The following is a 25,145-nucleotide window of genomic DNA, read 5'->3' as shown; positions in this document are numbered from 1 at the left end:
GAATTTAATATAATTGTGATTAATGCTATTCGTTAATAGAAGTCCTCTGGTGGGATTGCTATGATGAATACTCTTCTGCATGTGTTGGGAATCTAAAAAGGTAGAAATGGATGAGTCTTAAAATTAGAACCGCGGTTGTTGCTGTGCTGGCGGGTGCCAGCCTGATGTTGGCTGGATGTGCGACGACCACTCAGTCCCCTTTAGATAACCACAATGATCTTGAAGGCAAGTTAGTCGTAGCGCCTGTGATGCCTGACTATAAAGTCGAGGTCACACTCGCTAAGCTTAATGAGATTTTATCTGCCGTCGAACTGACAAATGAACAGAGAGCCAGATTTCATTATGATCGCGGCGTAATATACGACAGTGTAGGTTTAAGGCTATTGGCGCGTATCGATTTTATGCAAGCACTTAAACTGCAGCCAGATCTTGCTGACGCTTATAATTTTCTTGGTATTTATTATACCCAAGAGGGCGAGTATGACAGCGCCTATGAAGCTTTCGATGGCGTATTGGAACTTGCTCCTAATTACGATTATGCCTATCTAAACCGTGGGATAGCACTTTACTATGGCGATCGAAATGCGCTTGCCATTAAAGATATGCAAGCCTTTTATGCTGGTGATAATAAAGACGGTTATCGTGCATTGTGGTTATATTTGATAGAGTCCAAAGATAATCACGAACAAGCCAAACAGCGGTTATTAGAAAATCGTAAGAATCTTGATAACGGAGTATGGTCAACGGTTATTGTCGATTATTATTTAGGACACAAGCGCCGTGATGATGTGTTTAATGCAGCCAAAGAAGGTTTAACTCATCCAAAAGAATATGCAGAGCGTTTATGTGAAGCGTATTTTTATCTTGCAAAAATGGCGATAGAGCAAAAGCAATATCAAGATGCAGCAAATTACTTACGGCTTACACTCGCGACTAATATCTATGATTTTGTTGAACACAGATATGCCCGAATTGAGCTAGCAAAAGTTAAGGGTTTGCTCGAAGACACAAAATAACCTCTTCAGCCCGGGCTCATCTCGGGCTTTGCCTAGCCAAGTGAGAACTGAGGCGCTATAATTTGCGCCTTTTTAGCGATACTAGTGCATAGGTTAATATGTCAGGCAATAAAGTAGAGGTGGATAAACGTCGCACCTTCGCGATCATATCGCACCCCGACGCGGGTAAAACAACCATTACCGAGAAAGTGCTGTTATTCGGAAACGCTTTACAAAAAGCGGGTACGGTTAAAGGTAAAAAATCGGGTCAGCATGCAAAGTCTGACTGGATGGAAATGGAGAAAGACCGCGGTATTTCGATTACTACGTCTGTCATGCAATTTCCCTATGGTGGCGCCCTCGTTAACCTACTCGATACGCCTGGTCACGAAGACTTCTCCGAAGATACTTATCGTACTTTGACTGCGGTTGACTCATGTCTGATGGTGATCGACTCTGCAAAGGGTGTCGAAGACCGAACAATCAAGTTGATGGAAGTGACTCGTCTGCGTGATACGCCGATCGTGACTTTTATGAACAAACTCGACCGTGATATCCGTGATCCTATCGATCTGATGGATGAAGTCGAAAACGTACTGAATATTGCCTGTGCTCCTATTACTTGGCCTATTGGCAGCGGTAAAGAATTTAAAGGCGTATACCATATTCTGCGTGATGAAGTCGTGTTGTATCAAAGCGGTATGGGTCATACGATTCAAGAACGTCGTGTGATTGAAGGCATTAATAATCCAGATCTTGATAAAGCGATTGGTAGTTATGCTGCCGATTTACGTGATGAGATGGAATTAGTGCGCGGTGCGTCGAATGAGTTTGATCATGCGGCTTTCTTGAAAGGCGAATTGACCCCCGTATTTTTTGGTACCGCTTTAGGTAACTTTGGTGTTGATCATATTCTTGATGGCATTGTGGAATGGGCTCCTAAGCCATTACCACGTGAAAGTGACACTCGGGTGATCATGCCTGATGAGGAAAAGTTCACTGGGTTCGTGTTCAAGATCCAAGCAAACATGGATCCCAAACACCGTGACCGTGTTGCCTTTATGCGTGTCTGTTCAGGCCGTTATGAACAGGGTATGAAGATGCACCATGTGCGTATTGGTAAAGATGTTAACGTCAGTGATGCCTTGACCTTTATGGCGGGCGATCGTGAGCGTGCCGAAGAAGCCTATCCTGGGGATATCATTGGCTTACATAACCATGGCACCATTCGTATTGGTGATACCTTTACTCAAGGTGAGAAATTCCGTTTTACAGGCGTACCTAATTTCGCCCCTGAAATGTTCCGCCGTATTCGTCTGCGTGATCCACTTAAGCAAAAACAACTACTAAAAGGCTTAGTTCAGTTATCTGAAGAAGGTGCTGTACAGGTATTCCGTCCTCTTGATACCAATGATTTAATTGTTGGTGCGGTGGGGGTACTGCAGTTTGAAGTGGTTGTGGGACGTTTGAAGAGTGAGTATAACGTCGAGGCGATTTATGAAGGCATTAGCGTGTCGACTGCCCGCTGGGTTTATTGTAAAGATGAGCGTAAGCTAGAAGAGTTTCGCCGTAAGTGCAGCCAAAACTTGGCGCTTGATGGCGGCGACAACTTGACCTATATTGCGCCAACGATGGTTAACCTCAATCTTTCGATGGAAAGATATCCTGATATAGAGTTTGCGAAAACTCGCGAACATTAACTCTGTTAGGGTGATCATAGTTGTTGAAATGGCGGTAATTTACCGCCATTTTTGTATCTAATTTACTTTTCTGGATGCGGTTATGGCTAATTGGATCACAAAATCATGGCAAGCTTACATCCGGTGGTGTGATCGGATGGGATTAACACCTGAGAATCGTCGTTGTTGTATGCCGAGGCTTGAGGATCCTCCTTTAGTTTCAAAGCGTTCTTCCTGTTTGACGGAAGATAAGCAGGTTTCATCGCCTACTGATAAAACGTCTGAATGAGGCATTTTCTGTGCTAGATACCCATGCTCATTTGGACTTTGCCGAATTTGATGCGGATCGCAGTGAAGTTGTGCTAAAAATGCATCGAGCTGGGATAAAAAACCTGATTATTCCTGGCGTTTCCCCTTCTCATTGGCAAAAACAACTTACCGTTGCAGAGCAATATCAAGCCTACTTTGCACTGGGTATTCACCCTTGGTTCTGTCCGCAGGATATCGATGCATCACTTCAAGCATTAGCATCTGAGGTATCAAGATGGATTGGGTGTTCTCGATTTGTAGCTATTGGTGAGTGTGGTTTAGATAAACTTTATTCTGTGACTTGGCCGCAACAACTGGCTTTTTTTGAAGCTCAATTACGGTTAGCAAAAGCCGTTAATTTGCCTGTTATTGTCCATAGTGTTAAAGCCCATTCAGAGACTTTAGATTGCTTAAAAAGATATCAATTACCTCGAGGTGGCGTAATACACGCTTTTTCTGGTAGTCCTGAAATCGCCCTCGAGTATATTAAATTAGGTTACAAGTTAGGAATTGGTGGTTTAATTATGAACCCCAATGCTAAAAAATTACTCAAAACGGTATGTGAACTCCCTCTCGAAAATTTCCTGCTTGAGACCGATTCGCCCTCAATGGCGCCAATAAATGTTACTGAAAAACGTAATCAACCGGCGAATGCCGCTCTTTTTATAGACAAAATTGCCAATTTGCAAAAAAAATCAAGTGTTCTAATATCAGAACACTTGATGTTGAATGCTATGCAACTGTTTGACCTTTAGTTGTTTTTAATTAAACAGGTGTATGTCGCATTAGCATTCTTCACTAAGCGATTGAAATTAAACTCCAAAAATTTGATCAAAACGACGATTTTCGACTTTTCCTCGGGTATAATCTGACGCGGAAATAGGTTGATTAACAACATAATTAAAAAGTGTTAACAATAGGGTGATGGTTAATGAATATATTGATGAGTTTAGTAGGGGTGGTCACCCTACTTGCGATAGGTTTCCTCCTATCGAATAACAAAAAAGCAATTAATTTACGTACAGTGGGTGGTGCGTTAGCCATTCAAGCCGCCTTCGGTGGTTTTGTTCTGTATGTTCCCGTAGGTAAAGATATTCTGAAAAGTGTATCTGACGCCGTATCTAGCGTTATTGGTTATGCACAAAACGGTATTAGCTTCCTGTTCGGCGATTTAGCTAACTTCAAACTTGGTTTTATTTTCGCTGTTAACGTGTTGCCTGTTATCGTGTTCTTCTTTTCTTTAATCGCGGTACTGTACTACCTAGGTGTAATGCAGTGGGTCATCCGTATCATCGGTGGCGCGCTACAAAAAGCATTAGGTACAAGCCGTACTGAGTCTATGTCAGCAACTGCTAACATTTTCGTTGGTCAAACTGAAGCGCCTTTAGTGGTTCGTCCGTTTATTCCTACGATGACGCAGTCTGAACTGTTTGCGATCATGGTGGGTGGTTTAGCATCAATCGCGGGTTCAGTGTTAGCTGGTTACGCGCAAATGGGCGTGCCTATCGAATACTTAGTTGCCGCTTCATTCATGGCAGCACCAGGTGGCCTATTAATGGCGAAACTGATGCACCCAGAAACAGAAGCCGCTAAGAACGATATGGATGAATTACCAGAAGATCCTGATAAGCCAGCGAACGTGTTAGACGCTGCGGCTGCGGGTGCTTCATCTGGTATGCATTTAGCGCTGAACGTTGGTGCTATGTTGTTAGCCTTCGTAGGTTTGATCGCGATGATCAACGGTATCATCGGTGGTGTAGGCGGTTGGTTTGGTGTTGAAGGTTTAACACTTGAGCTGATCCTTGGCTACATTTTCATGCCATTAGCATTCTTAATTGGTGTGCCTTGGAACGAAGCGTTAGTAGCAGGTTCTTTCATCGGTCAAAAGATCGTTGTTAACGAATTCGTCGCTTACTTAAACTTTGCTCCATACTTAAAAGACATCGCTGATGGTGGCCTAGTTGTGGCTGAAACTGGTTTAGCAATGACTGACAGAACCAAAGCGATTATTTCGTTTGCACTGTGTGGTTTCGCTAACTTGTCTTCAATTGCGATTCTACTGGGTGGTTTAGGCGCTATGGCTCCTAACCGTCGCCATGATTTAGCTAAAATGGGTATTCGTGCGGTTATCGCCGGCTCTTTAGCTAACTTAATGAGCGCAACACTTGCTGGCTTATTCTTAGCTATCTAATTGTTAGCTATCTAAGTTTAAGGGGATGCGCTCCCCAAAACTGGGTCCAGCCCATTGCTGGACTGGACCCAAGTTAATTCAACCATTTTCCAATAGTGATTTCTGTCGTGAATTGTTTTTGCGATTACTAAGGCCAGATCACATCTACACTTGAGTTGTTATTCTGCCTTACCTATCGTCAATTCATGGTTAGGTTGGTTAATTGTGAAAAATAGGTCGCGACTTTGTTCACAATTAAGAATTTTGTGTTCGTGATTTTACGCTAGATTATTGAGATTTTTTTTAATCGAGGTAAAATGCGAGCGCCACAAAAAGAACGCTACCCTTGATGGTAGTAAACAAGATAAATGGGGTTGATGATGAAAAACGTTAAAACTTTAGCTTTAGCCGCTACCGCAGTAGCAGCAATCTCTGGTAACGCATTTGCCGCAGACCGTACAGACCTTCACGGCTCTGATTACAAGTGGATGCAGTTCAACGCTATGTACTCTATCGGTGAAAAACCAGAGAACCCAGCGTCTGGCGATCAGCACAACTACTTAGAAATGGAGTTTGGTGGTCGTTCTGGTATTTTCGATCTTTATGGTTATGTTGATATTTTCAACTTAGCGAATGAAAAAACTAGTAATGGCGACAAGAACCCAGGTTCTAAAACTAGTAAGCTATTTATGAAGTTTGCCCCACGTGTATCTATTGATGCATTAACAGGTAAAGATTTGTCTTTCGGCCCAGTACAAGAAGTTTACTTCTCTACTCTATTCAACTGGGACGGCCTAAACGGTGAAGGCGTTAACTCCACATTCTGGGGTGTTGGTGCCGATGTAAACGTACCTTGGTTAGGCAAAACTGGTATGAACCTATACGGTTACTACGATATGAACGCTAAAGAATGGAACGGTTACCAATTCTCTGCGAACTGGTTTAAGCCTTTCTATTTCTTCGATGATAAGAGCTTCCTATCATTCCAAGGTTATATCGATTACCAATTCGGTGCAGACGAAGCTTATTGGCCTGCAGTTGAAAATGGTCCATTAGTTAAAGGCAAGTCAACTAACGGTGGTAACATTTTCTTCGGTCTATACTGGCACTCAGAACGTTATGCTCTGGGCTATGGCCTAAAAGGCTTTAAAGATGTTTACTTGCTGACCGATGATGGTGCTACTGGTCTAGAATCAACAGGTTGGTCACACTACCTGTCTGCAACTTACAAGTTCTAATATCTTGTAAGACTTGTTGGAGCCGCATTTTGCGGCTCCATATTTAATGTGTCATGAATCTTTATCTAAACCCATTAAATGTTTGAGCAGTGTGTTTATATAAAGGTTTGTGTTTTTCTCGCGCTAAAATGGATTTTTCGCGGAAAAGTAGGAACAAGATTTTATTCGTATCCTCTCTTCCGGTCTTCAAGGATTCAAGTCGTGACCACTTATAGTCAGTTTAAGTGTCAGGATGCGTATGTGTTATGCATAGGCAAGATTGAATACCTAATAAAACGTAATTTGCCCTACACAAATTACTCGGCATCGCCTGAAGGCCCGGCCATAAAAATAATCACAATAATGCCACTTCTACGCGTTGCTTTATGCGACTGATTTCTATTTATTTTTCTTTTGGAGAGCTATTATGACTGATTTAAAAAAAGCTGCACAACGCGCCATTGAGTTAATGGATTTAACCACATTGAATGACGACGACACCGATCAAAAAGTCATCGATTTGTGCCATAAGGCGAAAACGCCAACAGGTAACACCGCTGCAATTTGTATTTATCCACGTTTTATTCCTATCGCCCGTAAAACCCTAGATGAAATTGGTGCTGAAGATATCCAAATCGCCACTGCCACTAACTTCCCACACGGCAATGATGATATCGCCATTGCAGTATTAGAAACCCGTGCTGCTGTTGCCTATGGTGCCGACGAAGTTGACGTAGTATTCCCATACCGTGCGTTGATGGAAGGTAATGAAACGGTGGGTTTTGAGTTAGTGAAAGCCTGTAAAGAAGCCTGTGGTGAAGTCTTATTGAAAGTCATTATTGAATCAGGTGTATTAGCCGATCCTGCGCTTATTCGCCGTGCTTCTGAGCTTTCAATCGATGCGGGTGCTGATTTTATTAAAACCTCTACTGGTAAAGTACCTGTCAACGCCACACTTGAAGCGGCTGAAATCATGTTAACTGTGATCAGCGAGAAGAATACCCAAGTAGGCTTTAAGCCGGCTGGTGGCGTACGTGATGCTGCACAAGCGGCTGAGTTTTTAGGTGTTGCAGAACGTATTCTAGGTGCTGATTGGGTGTCTCCACGTACCTTTAGATTTGGTGCTTCAAGCTTATTAAACAGCTTGTTACACACACTAGAATTAGCCGATGCGCCTAAGCCGACTCAAGGTTATTAATCGCAAACTATCGCTGATTAATACTATCAGCCTATAGCGAGCCCAATTAAGTGTGACCTAAATCTATTTGATAAACTCAAAACTTCGATAGTATGAACTTGTAATATTGCTACAGTTTTGATGTTTCATTGCAAAGGTAAGCACTAGCGACAGGGTTGTTAGTGCCTATCTTGGAGGCAGTATCATGTTTCTAGCTCAAGAGATTATTCGTAAAAAACGTAATGGTTTAGCGCTAAGTCCTGCAGAAATACAGTTTTTTGTTCAAGGTATCACTACTAACGCAGTATCCGAAGGCCAGATCGCTGCATTCGGTATGGCAGTGTACTTTAATGACATGAATATGGATGAAAGAATCGCTTTGACGACGGCAATGCGTGATTCTGGCACTGTACTTAATTGGCAATCATTGGGACTCAATGGCCCTGTTATCGACAAACACAGCACTGGCGGTGTGGGCGATGTGATTAGCCTTATGCTTGGCCCTATGGCTGCGGCTTGTGGTGGTTATGTGCCTATGATTTCTGGGCGTGGCCTAGGCCATACGGGCGGCACGCTCGATAAGTTTGATGCGATTCCAGGTTATCAAACTGAGCCATCAAGCGAACTATTTCGCAAAGTCGTTAAAGAGGTCGGTGTCGCCATTATTGGTCAGACAGGTGATCTCGTTCCTGCCGATAAACGCTTCTATTCTATCCGTGATAATACCGCTACCGTTGAATCTATTTCCCTCATCACAGCGTCGATTCTGTCTAAGAAATTAGCCTGCAATTTAGATGCACTCGCTATGGATGTAAAAGTCGGTAGTGGCGCTTTTATGCCTACCTATGAGGCTTCTGAAGAGTTAGCGCGCAGTATTACTGCTGTAGCCAATGGTGCGGGAACTAAGACCACAGCATTACTGACCGACATGAACCAAGTGTTAGCCTCCTGTGCCGGTAACGCGGTTGAAGTGAAAGAAGCCATTGACTTCTTAACGGGGGCTTACCGTAACCCACGTCTATATGAAGTGACTATGGGCCTTTGTGCTGAGATGTTGCTCCTTGGCGGTCTTGCAAGCAATGAAACTGAGGCTCGCGCTAAACTCAATCGTGTTTTGGATAACGGCCGCGCCGCTGAAATTTTTGGCAAGATGGTCTCAGGGCTTGGTGGGCCAGTCGATTTTGTTGAAAACTACAGTAAGTACCTGCCGCAATCACAGATTATTCGCCCTGTATTTGCCGATGCAAAGGGTTATGCCTATAGCATGGATACCCGAGAGCTTGGTTTAGCCGTGGTGACTCTCGGTGGTGGCCGCAGAAAGCCTGGCGATGCACTAGACTATAGTGTTGGTTTAACCCAAGTCTGTGCCCTTGGTGATAAAATTGATTCATCAACGCCTATTGCTGTTATCCACGCACAGTCTGAAGCAGCCTTTACAGAAGCGGAAAATGCGGTGAAAAAAGCGATTCACATAGGTGAAACCGCTCCAGAAAAAACACCTGAGATCTACGCTTACATTCGTGCAGCGGATCTTTAAGGAAAAATGATGAAACGTACCATTATTATGATGTTGGACTCCTTTGGAGTCGGTGCTTCTGCTGATGCAGCAAGCTTTGGTGATGTCGGTTCCGATACCTTTGGTCATATTGCTAAAGCGTGCGCTGAAGGCAAAGCCGATATAGGCCGAGAAGGCCCACTTAAATTACCTAATTTAGCGCGCTTGGGCTTAGGCCATGCGGCTATGGAAAGTACGGGAGCCTTTGCGCCTGGTTTTGGCGACAATGTTGAGCTGATTGGTGCTTATGGTCACGCTCAAGAGTTAAGTTCAGGTAAAGATACCCCGAGCGGCCACTGGGAGATGGCGGGTGTTCCCGTGCTATTCGAGTGGGGCTATTTCAGCGAGCATCAAAATTCTTTCCCTAAAGAATTGACGGATAAAATCTTAGCAAGAGCTGGGCTTGATGGATTTTTAGGTAATTGCCATGCTTCAGGTACGACAATACTTGAAGAGTTAGGCGAAGAACATATGCGTTCTGGTAAGCCTATTTTTTATACCTCGGCGGATTCTGTTTTTCAAATCGCCTGCCATGAAGAAACTTTCGGTTTAGACAATCTTTATCGTCTTTGCGAAATCACCCGTGAAGAGTTAGCGCCTTATAACATAGGTCGCGTGATTGCCCGTCCATTTAATGGTACTGGCCCAAGTGATTTTGCCCGTACTGGTAACCGTAAGGATTACTCCTTAGAGCCTCCAGCAAAAACCGTTTTAGACAAGCTGAAAGCGGCTGGCGGTGAGGTGGTGAGTGTGGGTAAGATTGCCGACATTTATGCTTACTGTGGTATCACTAAAAAAGTGAAAGCGAATGGTCTTGAAGACCTCTTTGATGCCACCTTAGCCGAGGTGAAATCTGCTGGCGATAACACTATAGTGTTTACTAACTTTGTTGATTTCGACTCCCATTACGGTCATCGCCGTGATGTTGCGGGCTATGCTAAGGGGCTGGAATATTTCGATGCCCGTTTACCTGAAATGCTCGCATTATTGGGTGAAGATGATTTGCTGATTTTAACGGCTGATCATGGCTGCGATCCAACATGGCAAGGCACTGACCATACCCGTGAGTATGTACCAGTACTGGCCTATGGCGCGGGTTTAAAAGCAGGATCGCTTGGCCGTCGTAACAGCTTTGCCGATATCGGCCAATCCATTGCTAGCCATTTTAAGCTTGAGCCAATGGCCTATGGCGAGTCGTTTATCTAATTACACATACAAGATATCGATTTGGCGGCTGACATTGAGTCGCCAGTAAACAAAGACTTAAGTCTTAATAAAATAAACAGGGGTTATTTCGATGGCAACACCACACATTAATGCTGTAGAGGGCGCATTCGCTGAGACAGTTTTGTTTCCTGGCGATCCATTACGTGCAAAATATATTGCTGAAACATTCTTAGAAAATGTTGAGCAAGTGACTGATGTTCGAAACATGCTAGGTTTTACTGGTACCTACAAAGGTAAGCGTATTTCTGTTATGGGTTCAGGCATGGGGATTCCTTCATGCTCTATCTATGCAACTGAATTGATTCGTGATTATGGCGTTAAAAACCTGATCCGAGTGGGTACTTGCGGCGCGATCAGCACTGACGTTAAAGTACGCGATGTGATCATCGGTATGGGCGCATGTACTGATTCACAAGTAAACCGTTTACGTTTTAAAGGTCAAGATTTTGCTGCTATCGCTAACTATGAGCTGATGAATGCGGTTATCGAGTCAGCTAAAGTCAAAGGCACTAAAATCCGCGTAGGTAATATTTTCTCTGCTGATCTGTTCTACACTCCTGATCCACAAATGTTCGATGTGATGGAAAAAATGGGCGTATTAGGCGTAGAGATGGAAGCCGCTGGTTTATACGGCGTTGCCCATGAGTTTGGTGCGCGCGCCCTGTGTGTTGTGACTGTATCAGATCATATCCGCACTGGTGAAAAGACGTCTGCAGAAGAACGTCAAACTACATTCAATGACATGATCATCATGACGTTAGAAGCGGCGATTACACTGTAAATTTTACTTTGTAAGAATGTGCTAATAAAAAGGGTTCGCATTGCGAACCCTTTTTTATGCCAACTTTTAGCGGCTTTCTATTCGACTTTATTATTAATAGGTTGGTTATTAGAAATTGGCTGTTTATTGCTTATCTAGAGTTTAGCTATCTAGAGTTTTGATTTGTCCTATCTACCGAAATAGAGATTAACCTGTTGAATCAGTGTCGAGATCACTTAGCTCATTGGGCGCCGAGGTTTCAGTCGTTGCTTTATTTGCATGTTTTACCTTACGGACACTTTTAACTTTAGGTTTTACTTTTACAGGCGTTGCCTGAGCCGCATTGTTTGTCGCGTTTTCAACTTCGCGACTTGCTTCTAATGTTAATAATTTTTCTGACGTTTTTTCGGCCTTAGTTTGCACGCTTGCCTGAGTGGGCTTATCAACACTGGTCTCTGTCACTGCTTTTGGTGCTTTAGTAGGCTTAGCTGCTTTTTCTTGTGGATTATCAGTGGTCGACACCGCTTTATCTTCGGTTAGCTCTTGCGCCAAACCATCATTAACACTTTCTGATGGCTCTTCAGCTGATGATCGTTTCTTAGGTTTTTTCGGCGCTTGACGCAACTTAACCCGAAAGCGGCGGCGGTCGAAGTCGGCACGTTTGAAAGACAAAGAGCGCGAAAGCAACATGCCTATTAAGCCTGCAACCAGCAGCATGATTTGCTGCTGCTCCATATTTAAACTATGCGCTTCTTTAATTTCGTTAAAGAACAGTTTGGTATCGAGTCTAACTTCGACATAACCTAGGTTTTTACCTTCTTGAAGTACGGGTTCTACATAGGGAGGATACTTACTGAGGAGCTGAACCATTTCCTCTGAATCAGGATCTAACACATCTTTGGTGATGCTTTGCGCGAAGGATAACCGAATACCTTGATCACTGAATATGGCTGCGGACATCACCTTTGGATCTTCAACAAGCGCACTTGCTAGCCATTGTAATTGCTCATCATTTTGCAGTTGTAGCGCGGGTGCAGCACCGTAAGCCGTTTGCTGAACCAGTAATCTGGCCATCTTTTGTGTTTGGGACTTTAGAAGCAACTGACCTTGTAGTAGGCTTGTCTGCCACAATTGCACTAAGCCCACCATCAAGGTCAAGGCAATGGCGATTTGGAGTAGCCTGCTAATTTTATGGCTTTTCTTAAGCCCTTTAAGATATAACACTTTGACCCTTAACATTTAGAGCGCTTACCTAATCATAATGGATTATGAGTAAGCCCGATAGTTGGAGAACACGAGTCCTATGGAAAGCTTGAACCAAGATGCGCTTTTTTTATGGTTAGCGACTAACCCTTCGCCACGGTTTGAATACCAAGGGCATCTCTTTGAGGCTTATCAAGAGTCTGATACTCCACCATCGGGAACGCTTGTGCGTGTTAGGATTATTTATCAAGAGATAAGTGCACAAAAATCCCTTGCTGAGTGGCTAATCGCATTAGCGAGTACGCTCAAGTTACCCCATGTTTATATTGCGTCAATCAAACGTCAAGTGGCTTTGCATTGTATTGAACTTGCTTTACCCCTTGAGCTATCGTCCGATAGGGTAACGATGTTTCCCTATGATTTGGCAGAGTTGCATGTTTTTAATACTGATTTACCCAAATTAAGTGTACCAGGGTTACTTGTGATGGATATGGATTCAACTGCGATTCAAATCGAATGCATCGACGAATTAGCCGCGATGGCCGGCGTTGGGGAGCAAGTGGCGGCAATAACCGAAAGGGCCATGCAGGGGGAACTTGATTTTGAGCAGAGCTTACGTCAACGAGTCGCTCAACTTAAGGGGGCAGATGCCAATATTATTACGACGTTATGCCACCAATTACCATTGATGCCAGGACTTGAATCTATGCTGGCTGAACTTAAATCCCATGGTTGGCGTTTAGTGGTGGCATCTGGTGGCTTTACACCTTTTGTGGGGCACTTAAAGCAACTGTTAAATTTAGATGCGGCCTTTGCTAATGAGTTAGTGATTACTGACGCTAAACTGGCGGGCGCAGTGACGGGTAAGGTCGTTGATGCACAATATAAGGCTGATGTCGTAGCGCATTGCAGCGCGCAGTGGAATATCCCTCGGGGACAAAGAGTGGCTATTGGTGATGGTGCCAATGATATTCCTATGGTGAAAGCGGCAGATTTTGGCATTGCATTCCATGCTAAACCTAAGTTAGCTGCAGCGGCGGATGCCAATATTCGCCATCTCGACTTGCGGGTGTTGCCTTACTTGTTACAAAACTAAGTTATCCATTTATTGAAATTAATTGATATAAAAACAGGGGTTAGAGTAATGACTCTTGTTTTTTCAATGTGAACTGGTAGTTTAGTTCTACTTAATAAACTGCCAGTGACTTATTTTGACTCCGTTTATTGCTAGTGGGACTTCAGCCATTTCACAAACTTCACTCTATATTCCCTATCGGGATGGACAGTTACATCTGCGTCAGTTATTACCCGCGAAACCTCATTTCTCAAAAACTCCCATTCTAATGCTCCACGGAGCCATGTCTAATGGAAGGGTGTTTTATAGCCAAAGTGGTCGTGGTCTTGGGTGTTTTTTGGCCAGGGCTGGTTTTATCGTTTATGTGCTTGATACCGCCGGAAGAGGACTTAGTGTTCCCAAGATTACCCGAGGATTTACCTTAGGCCAGGGAGAAGTTATTCGTGAGCAGATCCCTTTAGTGCAGCAGTTTATTTTGAATTTACATCAAAAGGCCTGCCACGATCTTGCTGTTACTGCGCCATCGCAAGTGCATTGGTGCGCGCATTCTTGGGGCGGTGTGTTAATGGCGAGTAGCTTGGCCCGTTACCCAGAGCTACAACAAAACGTTCGTTCATTGCTCACTTTCGGCAGCAAACGTACTATCCGAGTAAAGTCTTTTAAAAAATGGTTGATGGTCGATGTCTTCTGGAATCGACTTGCTCCGAGTCTAGCGATGGGGCAAGGTTACCTTGCTGCAGATAAATTGCGTGTTGGTATGGATAATGAGAGCCGTGCCTCGTTAGTTCAAAGTATCGATTGGGTGCGGGGTGAATGGTGTGATCATGATGATGGATTTGATTATGCAAAGGCTGCAGCCAATACCCAATGGCCGCCAGCTTGGTTTATTGCGGGGCAAAATGACACTGTATTAGGTCATCCAGAAGATGTCGCCGATATGATTACCGAATGTGGATTCAAACGGGTTAAATTTACTTTATTATCAAAAATAAACGGTTTTAAACAGGATTATGGGCATGGGGATATGTTGACCCATTTAGATGCAGTAAGTGATCATTTTCCGTTGATCCGTGACTGGTATTTAGCTTTTGATCTTTGTGTATTAAAGGATTAGTTACGCATAGCATCAATTAACACTTTTTTGATGTAATGCAGGATATCTCAGTTCTACTTCTTGGGTGATATCCAGTAATTCCCCCACACCAATAATGCGCCATAGTTGTTCTTCTAGCTGTTTAGCTTTGTGATTTGCATGAATATTAATATATTCAAGCTCGCGGCGAAGATAGCTCATATCGGGTTTTTCCGTTGCACCGCGGTAGATGCGTAATGCCATAAATCGTCCCGCAATTTTACTCTGATGAATAAAAGCGAGCTTCACTTGTGTGTTAATCATTTCGTTTGCTAGTACGCATTTTAGGTGGATTTGCCCTCGAGATTGGCGTGTCAGTTGGATGAATACTTCAATAAAATCCATATCTTGTTGGGGTTTCATTTGACGTATAGGATCGAGAATATCACGCTTAAAAAAGCCATCCTTGAGCAGCGGCCCCAAATTGTATTGCAGTATATCTGAGGTGCCAGCAGCAAAAATAGCACTGATATCATCCTGTTCTGTACCAATACCAAGGCAGGCTATTTGAGCTGATTTAGTGGTTTTTTCAACAAAATAGGGTACAGAACATAGATGATGCAGCAGAATGTTTTTTAAGCCATCGGCGAGTTCTTTTGCTTCGTTATCGTTTTGTGTCAGTTGTTCGAGTTTTTCCTTATTGTGGGCAATGAGTTTATTTAAAAACTCGACCCCTACATGGGGGGTATGACCCATAATGGCAGTTAAATGCAAGGTGACACCATTTTTTCGCGTTCTCACTAAACGATAGGGAAGGTGATCGAGTTGAGTTTTACCCGCAATCGTTTGTAACTTTGGAAAGCTGAGCATCAGAGGTTTATTCGATGAGAACTCCGTTGGATGATCTAGGGTTAACTGCATACCTCTACTGGATATATCTAGGCTAATTCCCGAGGCCTTTAGCTCATCTTGTGAAATATTCACTAAGGTTTTAAAAGCAAAACGGGCTTCTTGTCTACGCTCACTAAACTGCATTGAAATGGGTTTAATTGGGTGTGTGGTTAGCTTTTGTTGGGCAAAGGTTTTCAGAGCATTGACATTACTATTATCTTGCCAAGCTTTATAGTCAGCCCTTGCTTCTTCATTTGTAAGATCGACAAGTTGTAGCAAATGGCTGAACTGAGCAAGTTGCTGTTCGACGATGGGGCTGTATTTAGCTTCATCCCCCGGTAATGTAGCGCGACGGTATCCCTTAGCGTGGCAGATTTTATCTTGGGTGAGCTTAAAGATGCGCCAACTTGGTTTTGTCGATGCAAAACCTAAAAATAATGGCATCATGCCCTTAGCTTTTAGCTCGGCTAAGGTTGCAGAATAAAAACATAAGCACCCCTGAGCGTTATAAGTAAAGCTAAAAAATAATCCATGATCTGGATCTTCAGGGTGATTGAGTAATGCGGATAGCCTAGTTTGCGTTAGCATGGCGGGTAATTGGCTGACATCATTTTCATCCTGAAAATAATGTACTATTTGTTGGTTATCGCGGCTGAGTAACATATGACTCAAGCCTTGGGTTTGGCTATTGAAGTAGAGCGGTAAATGTGGCAAATGCGGTAAATAATGGCGCTCCAATCCTAAACCAGAAGCGGTAACCAGGACATCGTTAACATCTAATTTATAACGTAATTTGTAACCACGGATCAAATTGCTGAGCATTTGCCCAAGGGCCTCAGTGCCACTAATACGTTTAAGTCTTAACCAAATAAACTCACTATTGGTTTGTTTGTCGACGATTTCGTAGTCGACACCGAGTTGGAGGTCTGGATAATAGTATTCTTCACTAAGCTCAAGCAGTTTTACTTTTAACGGTTTATCAAGATCAAATGGATGATTCGCCGGAAGTCGAATACGAGCGCCATTGACGGAGAGATCGGCTGTAATGCCTGGCAGCTCTCCACGTCCAATTTGTGAGGCCATAATACGAATGCTGTAATTCATTCGTTCTTCAGTGCGATTAAAATAACTTCCCAAAACAACGCCTGGCACCATAAAAGGCTCAGGTTCTATCGCAGCATCCGCTTGTTGTATACCTTGGCGTAATTTTTGGCGACGTTGTTGATGAGCCGCGATAACATATTCATATACTCCTAGCGTATATTGATTACGATAAAGTGACATGGCTTCTTGAAGACTGTGTTTGGCGGGTTCATCTAAAAAGTGGCGTTGTTGGCCGAGCATAGCTTCAGTGCAGGGAAGCTCAGATTTATCCCTAAGATCGATAATGCGTGTACAAGGCGACGCCAAACGATTGAGTTCCATTTTTAATAGAAAACGTGTCGAATTGGTTTCATCAATCGTTAGCTGCTGGAAAATCTCTTGGAAGTTAGGTTCCATGAGCAGCGGCTTAAGTTGTTCGATGAGTGCACTGTGGTTATCTAAACTCATATAGGGTTCTTTTCTAATGCTTATTAATACCCAAGCTACCTGAATATACGAGTTTCAGCATCTTCAGGTTGTTTGGGTATATGCCGTGCTGTGTTAGTCTTATGTCGGCAGTATTCACAGTTACTTAAATTTATTTTATACAGATTTTAATGAGTTATGGCAAAGAATAAAACTGCGTACGTGTGTAATGAGTGTGGGCAAGACTTTCCTCGTTGGCAAGGCCAATGTAGCGCCTGCCAAGAATGGAATACGATTACCGAAGTTAGACTCGGTGCTGCTTCGCCTGGGCGAGGGACTAAGTTTGCAGGTTATGCAGGGGCAAGTAGTAGTGAAGTCAAAACCTTAGATCAAATCGATTTGAATGCGTTACCGCGAATTTTGAGTCACTTTGGAGAACTCGACCGAGTGCTGGGGGGCGGGATTGTCCCGGGTTCAGCGATTCTTATCGGTGGTCACCCTGGAGCCGGTAAAAGTACCCTGTTGTTGCAAACGCTCTGTTATTTGGCTGAACAAATGCCTGCATTATACGTAACGGGTGAAGAGTCTTTACAGCAGGTTGCCATGCGCGCCCATCGTTTGGGTTTACCGACCAATAAATTACGGATGTTATCGGAAACCAGTGTCGAGCAAATTTGTGAAGTTGCCCTAAAAGAATCACCTAAGGTGATTGTGGTTGATTCGATTCAGGTCATGCATATGAGTGATGTGGCATCAAGTCCTGGCAGTGTGTCGCAGGTACGAGAGTCTGCTTCTTATTTGACGCGTTTTGCGAAACAAAATGGTATAGCCGTGATCATGGTGGGTCATGTCACTAAGGACGGTAGCCTTGCAGGCCCTAAGGTGCTTGAGCATTGTATTGATTGTTCAGTGATGTTTGAGGGGGATAGTGACAGTCGTTACCGTACCTTGCGTTCCCACAAAAACCGTTTCGGTGCAATCAATGAGTTAGGTGTATTTGCCATGACAGAGCGCGGCTTAAAAGAAGTCGCTAATCCTTCAGCTATCTTCCTTTCCCGTGGTGAAGAGGAATCGTCTGGTTCTTTAGTGATGGTGGTGTGGGAAGGTACGCGTCCGCTGTTAGTAGAACTGCAAGTGCTGGTGGATAACTCGGCTATGTCTAATCCGCGCCGCGTGGCTGTTGGGATGGATGCAAACCGTTTAGCCATGTTACTGGCGGTTATGCATCGCCATGGCGGTTTGCAAATGTCGGATCAGGATGTGTTTGTTAACGTAGTCGGCGGCGTTAAAGTGACGGAAACCAGTGCGGACTTAACCCTATTACTGGCAATGGTATCGAGTTTTCGTGGCGAGATTTTACCCAGTGATTTGGTCGCATTTGGTGAAGTCGGGTTATCGGGCGAAATTCGGCCAGTGCCAAATGGACAAGAGCGATTAATCGAAGCGGCTAAACATGGTTTTAAACGAGCGATAGTCCCTAAGGCTAATGTGCCTAAAAAGCCTCCTATAGGGATGGAAGTTATCGGTGTTTCAAAACTATCAGAAGCCTTAGAGGCGATTTAGCTTAGTGGTTGAGTGCACCCCAATATAAGCAATGCTTATATTGGGGTTAATAAGTGCGCTTAATGGGCGTTATTGTGTTCTTCAATAAAAAATGCAAGTTCTCGGTTAAGCAGAGTAGCATCGCCAAGATTGAGCTCAACCATGCGTTTAAGATGGCTAATGCTATCGACATCAATAAAGTTACATTTTAAACCAAGCTGGGCGTTTCTTTGATGGACTAACTCGGTTTCCATTTGCAGTTCAATATCGGATTCAGGCAGGGTAAAACTTAGCTGAATCGGTTTTCCTGAGTTAATAAAGTCATGTGGTTCTTCAACCAATGCGCCATTAAGGCTGAGGTCGAGAATGGTGGTTTGCCAATGCTCGTTTCCTTGGTGCAGTGATGCGCTGGCAGCGAATAAAATCCGCGAAAATTTGCGTCTCTCGTCCATAACCAATTCTTTTCCTTTCATAGTTTTACCAACGGTAGCCTTAATGTGGAGAGTTCTAAGCATAAGTCATATTCATCTGGCTGTAAAAGCGAGTGCGTTTTTTATTCAATAACCCAACTTAGATCGCATATTACATTTTCATTAATAGTGAATTGTGAGCGTGTTTTGATGTCAGGTGTTTTGTGCATCTGATTAGTTTGGTCTTGTTCTGACAGAGTATTAATGGTTTTTCCGTGATCTAAAACGACAGTGATGCCATAAGATTTGGTTGTTTGTTGAACAACTGATTTCGGATTTTATCACTAATTTTTTATCGAAGTGCTGGCGATGTCTTAGCTATCCTTGGGATATTCCAGTATCATCCGCGGCCAACAACGGCTGCGTCAATATGGTTAATGTGTTTTAGCCATTGCGAAGTATCACTGCTTGCAGATCATGGATTTTTCCCGCAGTAGGAAAATGATGTGGATCTCTCACCCAAATTCGATGAATTTGGGGCTCTAATCTGCCGCAGCCAGCGTCGCCAATCGTGTTTTTTACACTCTGGTATCGACCCTAATTTTAAGAGATCACAAGGTATAACTACATTATGTCTGAGCACTTAAGTTCAACAACCGTATCCTCAGGTTCATTTCTAAACCGTTACTTTTCAATTCATCAACGTGGTAGCACAGTTCGCCAAGAAGTCATTGCAGGGTTAACGACCTTCCTTGCCATGGTTTATTCAGTGATTGTGGTACCCAATATGCTGGGACAAGCAGGATTTGATCCCGGTGCTGTATTTGTCGCAACCTGTTTAATTGCTTCTTTCGGTTCTTTGCTGATGGGATTATGGGCCAACTTACCCATGGCGATTGGTTGCGCCATTTCACTCACGGCCTTTACCGCATTTAGTTTGGTACTAGGTCAGGGCATGTCGATTCCTGTCACCTTAGGCGCGATTTTCCTGATGGGTGTGACATTTACGCTTGTGAGTGTGACAGGCATTCGTCAGTGGGTGCTCGCTAATTTACCTAAAGGCATTGCCCATGGTACTGGTATAGGTATCGGTTTGTTTTTACTCTTGATTGCTACTAACAGTGTGCAGTTGATTGTGGCAAATAGTTCAGGCTTACCCGTAAAGTTAGGTGATATTAACAGCTTACCTGTTATCGCTACTGTTATCGGTTTAGCAGCGACAATTGGTTTAGAGCGCCGTGGTGTACCAGGCGGTATTCTGTTGGTCATTATTGTGTTATCGGTATTTGGTTTAGTGTTCGATCCGAGCGTGAAATACCAAGGCTTATTTGCCTTCCCCGATTTTACCTCTGAGCATTCACTGATTGGGCAACTCGATATTATGGGCGCCTTTAATCCTGTAGTATTACCGATCGTGCTTGCTTTAGTGATGACGGCCATTTTCGATGCGACTGGCACTATTCGTGCTGTGGCAGGGCAAGCTAACCTACTGGATAAAGATGATAATATTGTTGGCGGCGGTAGAGCACTGACATCGGATTCTGTGAGTAGTATGTTTGCAGGCGTAGTCGGTGGCGCCCCAGCCGCTGTGTATATCGAGTCAGCCGCAGGCACTGCCGCGGGTGGTAAAACCGGTTTAACGGCAACGATTGTTGGCGTGTTGTTTTTGTTTATGGTTTTCCTCGCGCCTTTGAGCTACTTAGTCCCTGCCTATGCAACGGCCCCCGCGCTGATGTACGTAGGTTTATTGATGCTGAGTAATGTGGCAAAGCTCGACTTTAACGATAAAGTTGATGCTATGGCGGGATTGACCTGCGCAGTATTTATCATTTTAAGCTGCAATATTGTGACTGGCATTATGCTGGGCTTTGTCACTTTAGTGATTGGTCGTATTTGCAGTGGTGAATGGCGTAAGTTAAAGGTGGGTGTATTAGCCATTACCTTAGGCTTAGTTGTGTTTTATATGGGCGGATGGGCGATTTAACGTCACTATCTGAACGTCACTATCTGAACATTACTATCTGATTGTAGAAAAGCCTTATTGTCGAAAAGCGAGTGCTGCCAAGGTTTAGCACTCGCTTTGATTTTGAGCACGACATTCACAATAGGCTCTTAGTAAATCCTTCCAAGTGACAATTCCGACCAAGTTCCCATTCTCTAGTACGGGTAAGCAGCCAATATTGTTATCCAGTAACAGGCGAGTTGCTGTGTCCAAGTTGATGTGAGGAGCCACTGTAATCGGGTCACGGGTCATCACTTGATGCACCCGTTTTTGCAAGGTCTCTAAATCTTTGATGGTTTCGGCGCTACTGCCAAGATTAGGACTAATTGCTCGCAGTAGATCTCGCTCAGATAGCACACCCTCTAATTGATACTCATCAACAACCAGCAAATGATGGAAACTTGCTTGATCGAATATTTCCTTTGCCACAGTGAGCCGATCGTCCATTTCGACTGTGACGACTCGGGTACTCATAATATCGGCGATGAAGATCGTCATGGTACTTCCCCTGTTAATGCACTGCATTACAGATACTTATAACAGAGTGATGTTTAATTATCCAACTCATTATTACAAAGTCTTAACCTTTAGCTGCATTAAGATTAAGTTGTACTTTGCTAAGCTAGTCCTGATCATCGTTGTCATCTTCCGGTGCGATAAACATACGCTCAGCTTCAGGTAAATGCACGCCAATGTAGCGTTGGTATTTTTTACCTTTTAGCTTATGGGTATCGACCAGTACTAGGCCATCAATACAATCTCCAAAATCGGCATCAATACCAAAAGCGAGGAATTTAACCCCGTCAGCCCGACAGAGTTCGCCATATTGTTTGTAAAGCGTTGGAACTGCGGCGCCCATGCTCGCCAGCATTTGTTTAAGCTGTTTGAAATTATTTTGATAATCATCATGATGATATAAGTTATCTAATTGTGCTTTTTGCTGTTGTGATAGCCCAAAGGGTGACATAGAAACTGCCATCGCTTGTGTTGGAGCAAATTCTCTCGAGTAAAAGTGCACAAGCATTTCCCGTGCACTGCCGGGAAGCTGATTACTGATGGATACAGGGCCAAATAAATAACGATATTCAGGATGTTTAGCCAGAAACGCCCCAATGCCAAACCACAGGTAGTCTAAGCTACGTTTTCCCCAATATTTTGGCTGCACAAAACTGCGACCGAGTTCTAAACCTTGTTTGACATAGGGCATAAAACTATCAGCATATTGAAACAGGGATTGGCTATAAAGCGCGTTATCGCCGTATTGAGCTAACACCTTATCACCACTAGCAAAACGATAGGCACCAACAATTTCGAATAGTTCTTTATCCCACAGGACAAGATGCTGATAGTAAGAGTCGTATTTATCGATATCACGGCGTTTACCTGTTCCTTCTCCCACAGCACGAAAAGCGATTTCTCTTAAGCGACCAATTTCCCTCATGATGGGATTGCTATCGTGATGCTGGTAGAGATAGATCTGTTTCTTATCTTGAGTTTCACCCAAAAGCTCACAGTGTTGTAATGCGCTTTGTAACTCTCTTCTGGATTCAGGATGAGCGATAGCACTCTGGGTAATAAACAGCGGTTCTTTATCTTTACCTATTCGATATAAATGATTCTTCAACAGTTTTATTTTGGTTTTAAGCGGAAAATCCATCGAACGCACGGCTTCGTTGGGAATAAGCTCACCAATGCGGATAGGCATATTGCGTTTGGCTTGTTTGAACATCTCTTTGACTAATAGTAGTGTCGCCAGCGGTTTATAAATCATGGATGCGCCGTAGAAGGTGGCTGAATTTTTGGCATCAAGATAGATAGGCAATAAAGGTGCATTGCAGGAAATGGCCATTTTTAAAAAACCCGAATGCCATTGGGTATCTCTTACCCCGTTGGGTCGCAGGCGCGAGACTTCGCCCGAGGGGAAAATCAGCACAGCACCTTCATTACGCAGATGCTGGTGGATATTCTCTAAGTGCTGTTTTGGTGTGCCACCTGTCATATTGCGTACGGGGAGCAGAATGGAATGTAAAGGCTCCAATGCCATCAGGAGTTCGTTGGCAACGACTTTAATATCGGGACGAATTTCGCTGATTAACTTAATCAGTGCTAGCGCATCCAGTGAACCTATCGGATGGTTTGCGAAGATAACGACTCGTCCTTCACAGGGGATGTTTTCAATCTCATTGGCTGGGACAGTAAAGCTAAAATCGAAACTTGCTAATACTTGCTCAACAAAGTCGATACCTTGTAAGTAAGCAAATTGATTAGCAATATCATTACATTCTTTCTCATTAAGAAGATAACGCAGCATAGCTTTGGCGGGTTTAGCGAGCCAAGGCTTGCCATTGATCGTGGGGAGGTTATGTTCAACTACGTTATCGACGGTAAAAATCATGGTATTTGCCTTAAACGCAGTCAGCGGCACAGTTTGGTTGTTATCGCTAAGGCTGCTGTTTAGCACTGGTTTATTGTGTTTTATAGCGTTATGTAATTGATTCATAATGTTAGGCAACATCCCTTGGGCGAATTTCACCAGTATTTGTGTTTGGCACCTGTTGCGGAGCCGTTTTTTGTTGTTTGCTTTTGGGCGTTTCAGGCGGCTGTTGAACTAATGCGATACTGTTGAGAATATCGAGATTGAGCGTTTGTTCATTCCAGCGGCAAAGCTGTAATTCACCTGTGAGGGTTTCAATAATTAAGCTGCAGTTTTCGACCCAATCCCCGTCATTAGCGTAAATAATCTGACGCTTACCTGGCGTACTGTTATTAACCGATCTTGGGTGAGTTGATAGCTCGGGTTGATGTATATGGCCGCAGATAACACCATCAACATCAAAGTGTTGGGCATAGTTGATCACGGCTTGACGATAGCGGCTAATGGCAATCTGAGCTTTACCCACTCTGGATTTGATGTAACTTGCCAGTGACCAATAGGGGTAACCAAAGCGTTCACGTAGACGGTGAAGATGACGATTTAGAAATAACAATAAATCGTATAAGTTATCACCCAACATGGCATAAAAACGACCGACACAGACATCGGCATCAAATTGATCACCGTGGAGCATCAATAGCTTATGACCACCAATCCCTTGGTGAATATGTTGGCGGGCAATTTTGATATTCCAAAGGCTAAGCTCGGCATAGGGTTTTATCAGTTCGTCATGGTTGCCTGGTAGATAAATCACTTGGGTACCGTTTTGCGCCAACTCGATGATTTTTTGCAACACTTTGTTGTGGCTATCTGGCCAATGTAATTTACGTTTAAGCGCCCATAAATCGACTATATCTCCCACTAAATACAAGTGCTGGCAGCGCACAGTTGTGAGCAAGCTAAGTAGATAATCAGCCTTACAATCTTTACAGCCTAAATGGATATCCGAGAGCCAAAGGGCGTTAACTGTTGTAGTGTGGCTGTTAGCTGCATTGATTAAGCTGGGAATGGTTGGCGTTGAGAAGGAGACGGTGTTAATAGTGGATGGGTTGTTGGGATAGTTACTGGGACGGTTGCGGGGATGGTTGAGTGTGTGGCTAAGCGTGCGCTCAAGCCCTCTGTTGTTGGCTCCAGTCATCTGATATTCACCCTATGCGGCTGTTGACTGCCTTAGAGAGTAGTCACGTGCTTTGACTGAATGATGAAGCTTAAGTGACATGCAGATGACAAAAAGGTGGATTAGCCTAGACTTAACCTGTCAAGATTCACATCAGGATGCCAGGATGCAATGAGAGCCGATAGGTTGAGTTAACTCACTTTTGCCCCAAAGCGTGTTTGAAATGGATATCTATCGAGGTTTAGCCATTTGTATTTTCCCTCAATAATCTAATATTAGCTTTAATAGAGTGGCCAGACTCGCTATACCATTACAGTGAGTATCCCTGGAGGTGAATGGATGGTAGGAGCCTCTAGCTGGGAAGGTGAAATCGCTGACCTATTCCGAGGTGATATTGCTGAGATCCGCATTGTTGATAGGCCGTTGCCAGCGTCTGAATGGCTTAATGCTCAATAATATATAGTACAGCTAAATTAGAGGTGGCAGATTAGCTGCCATCCATATCAAATAATGATATTTCAACACATGAACCAGATGAAGTAAGTCTGGTTCATTGAATCATAGATTAATAAACGCAAAGTCACAGCGTGTCATTATAATTGGGACAAGAAGCTAATTGCGGTTTAGTGCTTCAAGCTCCAAAAACTAATATCGATAGAACCTCCCTCCATGAACTTGCCTAGAGTCAATAAACTTGTAATATGCCGTGTAGGTTATGAATATGCAGCTTTTGAGAAGCTACTTAACCATTGCAGTCTGTAGTTTGAAGCTGGTCAATACGCAGCCGTCTAACAAATAAGG

20 protein-coding genes are annotated in these 25,145 nt (G+C 43.6%); 14 read left to right on the top strand and 6 right to left on the bottom strand.

Going from position 1 to position 25,145, the window contains the following annotated elements:
- Positions 1 to 110 precede the first annotated feature (110 nt).
- The 10 genes from nlpI to deoD all read left to right on the top strand — a co-directional run bounded on the left by nlpI (position 111) and on the right by deoD (position 11,110).
- Positions 111 to 1,016: a lipoprotein NlpI gene (gene nlpI, locus JEZ96_RS14245; protein ID WP_011788449.1), complete on the top strand. Its 906-nt coding sequence runs from the start codon at positions 111 to 113 to the stop codon at positions 1,014 to 1,016.
- Between the two features lie 98 nt (positions 1,017 to 1,114).
- On the top strand, positions 1,115 to 2,695 hold the full coding sequence (gene prfC, locus JEZ96_RS14240; RefSeq protein WP_011919746.1) for a peptide chain release factor 3: 1,581 nt from the start codon (positions 1,115 to 1,117) through the stop codon (positions 2,693 to 2,695).
- A gap of 82 nt (positions 2,696 to 2,777) precedes the next feature.
- Positions 2,778 to 2,963 carry a hypothetical protein gene (locus JEZ96_RS19635; RefSeq protein WP_011788536.1) on the top strand — a complete coding sequence of 62 codons (186 nt, stop codon included), beginning with the start codon at positions 2,778 to 2,780 and terminating at the stop codon, positions 2,961 to 2,963.
- 10 nt (positions 2,964 to 2,973) lie between these two features.
- Positions 2,974 to 3,738: a TatD family hydrolase gene (locus JEZ96_RS14235; protein WP_061782759.1), complete on the top strand. Its 765-nt coding sequence runs from the start codon at positions 2,974 to 2,976 to the stop codon at positions 3,736 to 3,738.
- A 176-nt stretch (positions 3,739 to 3,914) separates the two neighbouring features.
- The gene (locus JEZ96_RS14230; protein WP_128090266.1) at positions 3,915 to 5,174 is read left to right on the top strand and encodes a NupC/NupG family nucleoside CNT transporter; all 1,260 of its coding nucleotides are present in this window, start codon (positions 3,915 to 3,917) and stop codon (positions 5,172 to 5,174) included.
- A 359-nt stretch (positions 5,175 to 5,533) separates the two neighbouring features.
- A complete protein-coding gene (locus tag JEZ96_RS14225) occupies positions 5,534 to 6,391 on the top strand; it encodes a nucleoside-specific channel-forming Tsx family protein (protein WP_011788539.1) in 858 nt (285 codons plus the stop codon).
- A gap of 406 nt (positions 6,392 to 6,797) precedes the next feature.
- Positions 6,798 to 7,568 carry a deoxyribose-phosphate aldolase gene (gene deoC, locus JEZ96_RS14220; RefSeq protein WP_128090267.1) on the top strand — a complete coding sequence of 257 codons (771 nt, stop codon included), beginning with the start codon at positions 6,798 to 6,800 and terminating at the stop codon, positions 7,566 to 7,568.
- A gap of 184 nt (positions 7,569 to 7,752) precedes the next feature.
- The gene (gene deoA, locus JEZ96_RS14215; protein WP_011788541.1) at positions 7,753 to 9,084 is read left to right on the top strand and encodes a thymidine phosphorylase; all 1,332 of its coding nucleotides are present in this window, start codon (positions 7,753 to 7,755) and stop codon (positions 9,082 to 9,084) included.
- Between the two features lie 9 nt (positions 9,085 to 9,093).
- The gene (locus tag JEZ96_RS14210; RefSeq protein ID WP_011788542.1) at positions 9,094 to 10,308 is read left to right on the top strand and encodes a phosphopentomutase; all 1,215 of its coding nucleotides are present in this window, start codon (positions 9,094 to 9,096) and stop codon (positions 10,306 to 10,308) included.
- A 91-nt stretch (positions 10,309 to 10,399) separates the two neighbouring features.
- Positions 10,400 to 11,110 carry a purine-nucleoside phosphorylase gene (gene deoD, locus JEZ96_RS14205; RefSeq protein ID WP_011919742.1) on the top strand — a complete coding sequence of 237 codons (711 nt, stop codon included), beginning with the start codon at positions 10,400 to 10,402 and terminating at the stop codon, positions 11,108 to 11,110.
- A gap of 186 nt (positions 11,111 to 11,296) precedes the next feature.
- Here deoD and JEZ96_RS14200 read toward each other — a convergent pair whose 3' ends face one another.
- Positions 11,297 to 12,328 (bottom strand): AhpA/YtjB family protein, encoded by a 1,032-nt coding sequence (locus JEZ96_RS14200; protein WP_025008849.1) that lies wholly within the window; start codon positions 12,326 to 12,328, stop codon positions 11,297 to 11,299.
- Between the two features lie 64 nt (positions 12,329 to 12,392).
- Between JEZ96_RS14200 and serB the strand changes: the two genes are divergently transcribed.
- Together serB and JEZ96_RS14190 are read left to right on the top strand one after the other, a co-directional pair.
- Positions 12,393 to 13,388 (top strand): phosphoserine phosphatase SerB, encoded by a 996-nt coding sequence (gene serB / locus JEZ96_RS14195; RefSeq protein ID WP_061782761.1) that lies wholly within the window; start codon positions 12,393 to 12,395, stop codon positions 13,386 to 13,388.
- Positions 13,389 to 13,503: 115 nt separating this feature from the next.
- A complete protein-coding gene (locus JEZ96_RS14190) occupies positions 13,504 to 14,481 on the top strand; it encodes an alpha/beta fold hydrolase (protein ID WP_061782762.1) in 978 nt (325 codons plus the stop codon).
- Positions 14,482 to 14,493: 12 nt separating this feature from the next.
- On the opposite strand, the gene JEZ96_RS14185 is transcribed toward JEZ96_RS14190, so the two are convergent.
- Positions 14,494 to 16,881: a PilZ domain-containing protein gene (locus tag JEZ96_RS14185; protein ID WP_061782763.1), complete on the bottom strand. Its 2,388-nt coding sequence runs from the start codon at positions 16,879 to 16,881 to the stop codon at positions 14,494 to 14,496.
- 156 nt (positions 16,882 to 17,037) lie between these two features.
- On the opposite strand from JEZ96_RS14185, the gene radA reads away from it, so the two are divergent.
- The gene (radA, locus tag JEZ96_RS14180; RefSeq protein ID WP_061782764.1) at positions 17,038 to 18,402 is read left to right on the top strand and encodes a DNA repair protein RadA; all 1,365 of its coding nucleotides are present in this window, start codon (positions 17,038 to 17,040) and stop codon (positions 18,400 to 18,402) included.
- A gap of 59 nt (positions 18,403 to 18,461) precedes the next feature.
- Here the strand turns inward: radA and JEZ96_RS14175 are convergent, their stop codons facing one another.
- Positions 18,462 to 18,833 carry a PilZ domain-containing protein gene (locus tag JEZ96_RS14175; protein WP_011919737.1) on the bottom strand — a complete coding sequence of 124 codons (372 nt, stop codon included), beginning with the start codon at positions 18,831 to 18,833 and terminating at the stop codon, positions 18,462 to 18,464.
- A 589-nt stretch (positions 18,834 to 19,422) separates the two neighbouring features.
- Between JEZ96_RS14175 and JEZ96_RS14170 the strand changes: the two genes are divergently transcribed.
- Positions 19,423 to 20,775, top strand: coding sequence for an NCS2 family permease (locus JEZ96_RS14170; RefSeq protein ID WP_061782765.1), 1,353 nt, complete (start codon positions 19,423 to 19,425; stop codon positions 20,773 to 20,775).
- Between the two features lie 84 nt (positions 20,776 to 20,859).
- Here the strand turns inward: JEZ96_RS14170 and JEZ96_RS14165 are convergent, their stop codons facing one another.
- The 3 genes from JEZ96_RS14165 to JEZ96_RS14155 form a co-directional block, all read right to left on the bottom strand.
- Positions 20,860 to 21,291 carry a CBS domain-containing protein gene (locus JEZ96_RS14165; protein WP_011788551.1) on the bottom strand — a complete coding sequence of 144 codons (432 nt, stop codon included), beginning with the start codon at positions 21,289 to 21,291 and terminating at the stop codon, positions 20,860 to 20,862.
- 124 nt (positions 21,292 to 21,415) lie between these two features.
- Positions 21,416 to 23,308 (bottom strand): GNAT family N-acyltransferase, encoded by a 1,893-nt coding sequence (locus tag JEZ96_RS14160; protein WP_025008847.1) that lies wholly within the window; start codon positions 23,306 to 23,308, stop codon positions 21,416 to 21,418.
- Positions 23,298 to 24,365, bottom strand: coding sequence for a UDP-2,3-diacylglucosamine diphosphatase (locus tag JEZ96_RS14155; RefSeq protein WP_061782767.1), 1,068 nt, complete (start codon positions 24,363 to 24,365; stop codon positions 23,298 to 23,300). Before JEZ96_RS14155 ends, JEZ96_RS14160 begins: the two co-directional genes overlap by 11 nt.
- Between the last annotated feature and the right edge of the window lie 780 nt (positions 24,366 to 25,145).

The organism is Shewanella putrefaciens (assembly GCF_016406325.1).
Lineage (GTDB): Bacteria > Pseudomonadota > Gammaproteobacteria > Enterobacterales > Shewanellaceae > Shewanella > Shewanella putrefaciens.
The sequence above is the reverse complement of the archived record's forward strand: the minus strand, read 5'-3'. Positions and strand labels throughout refer to the sequence as shown.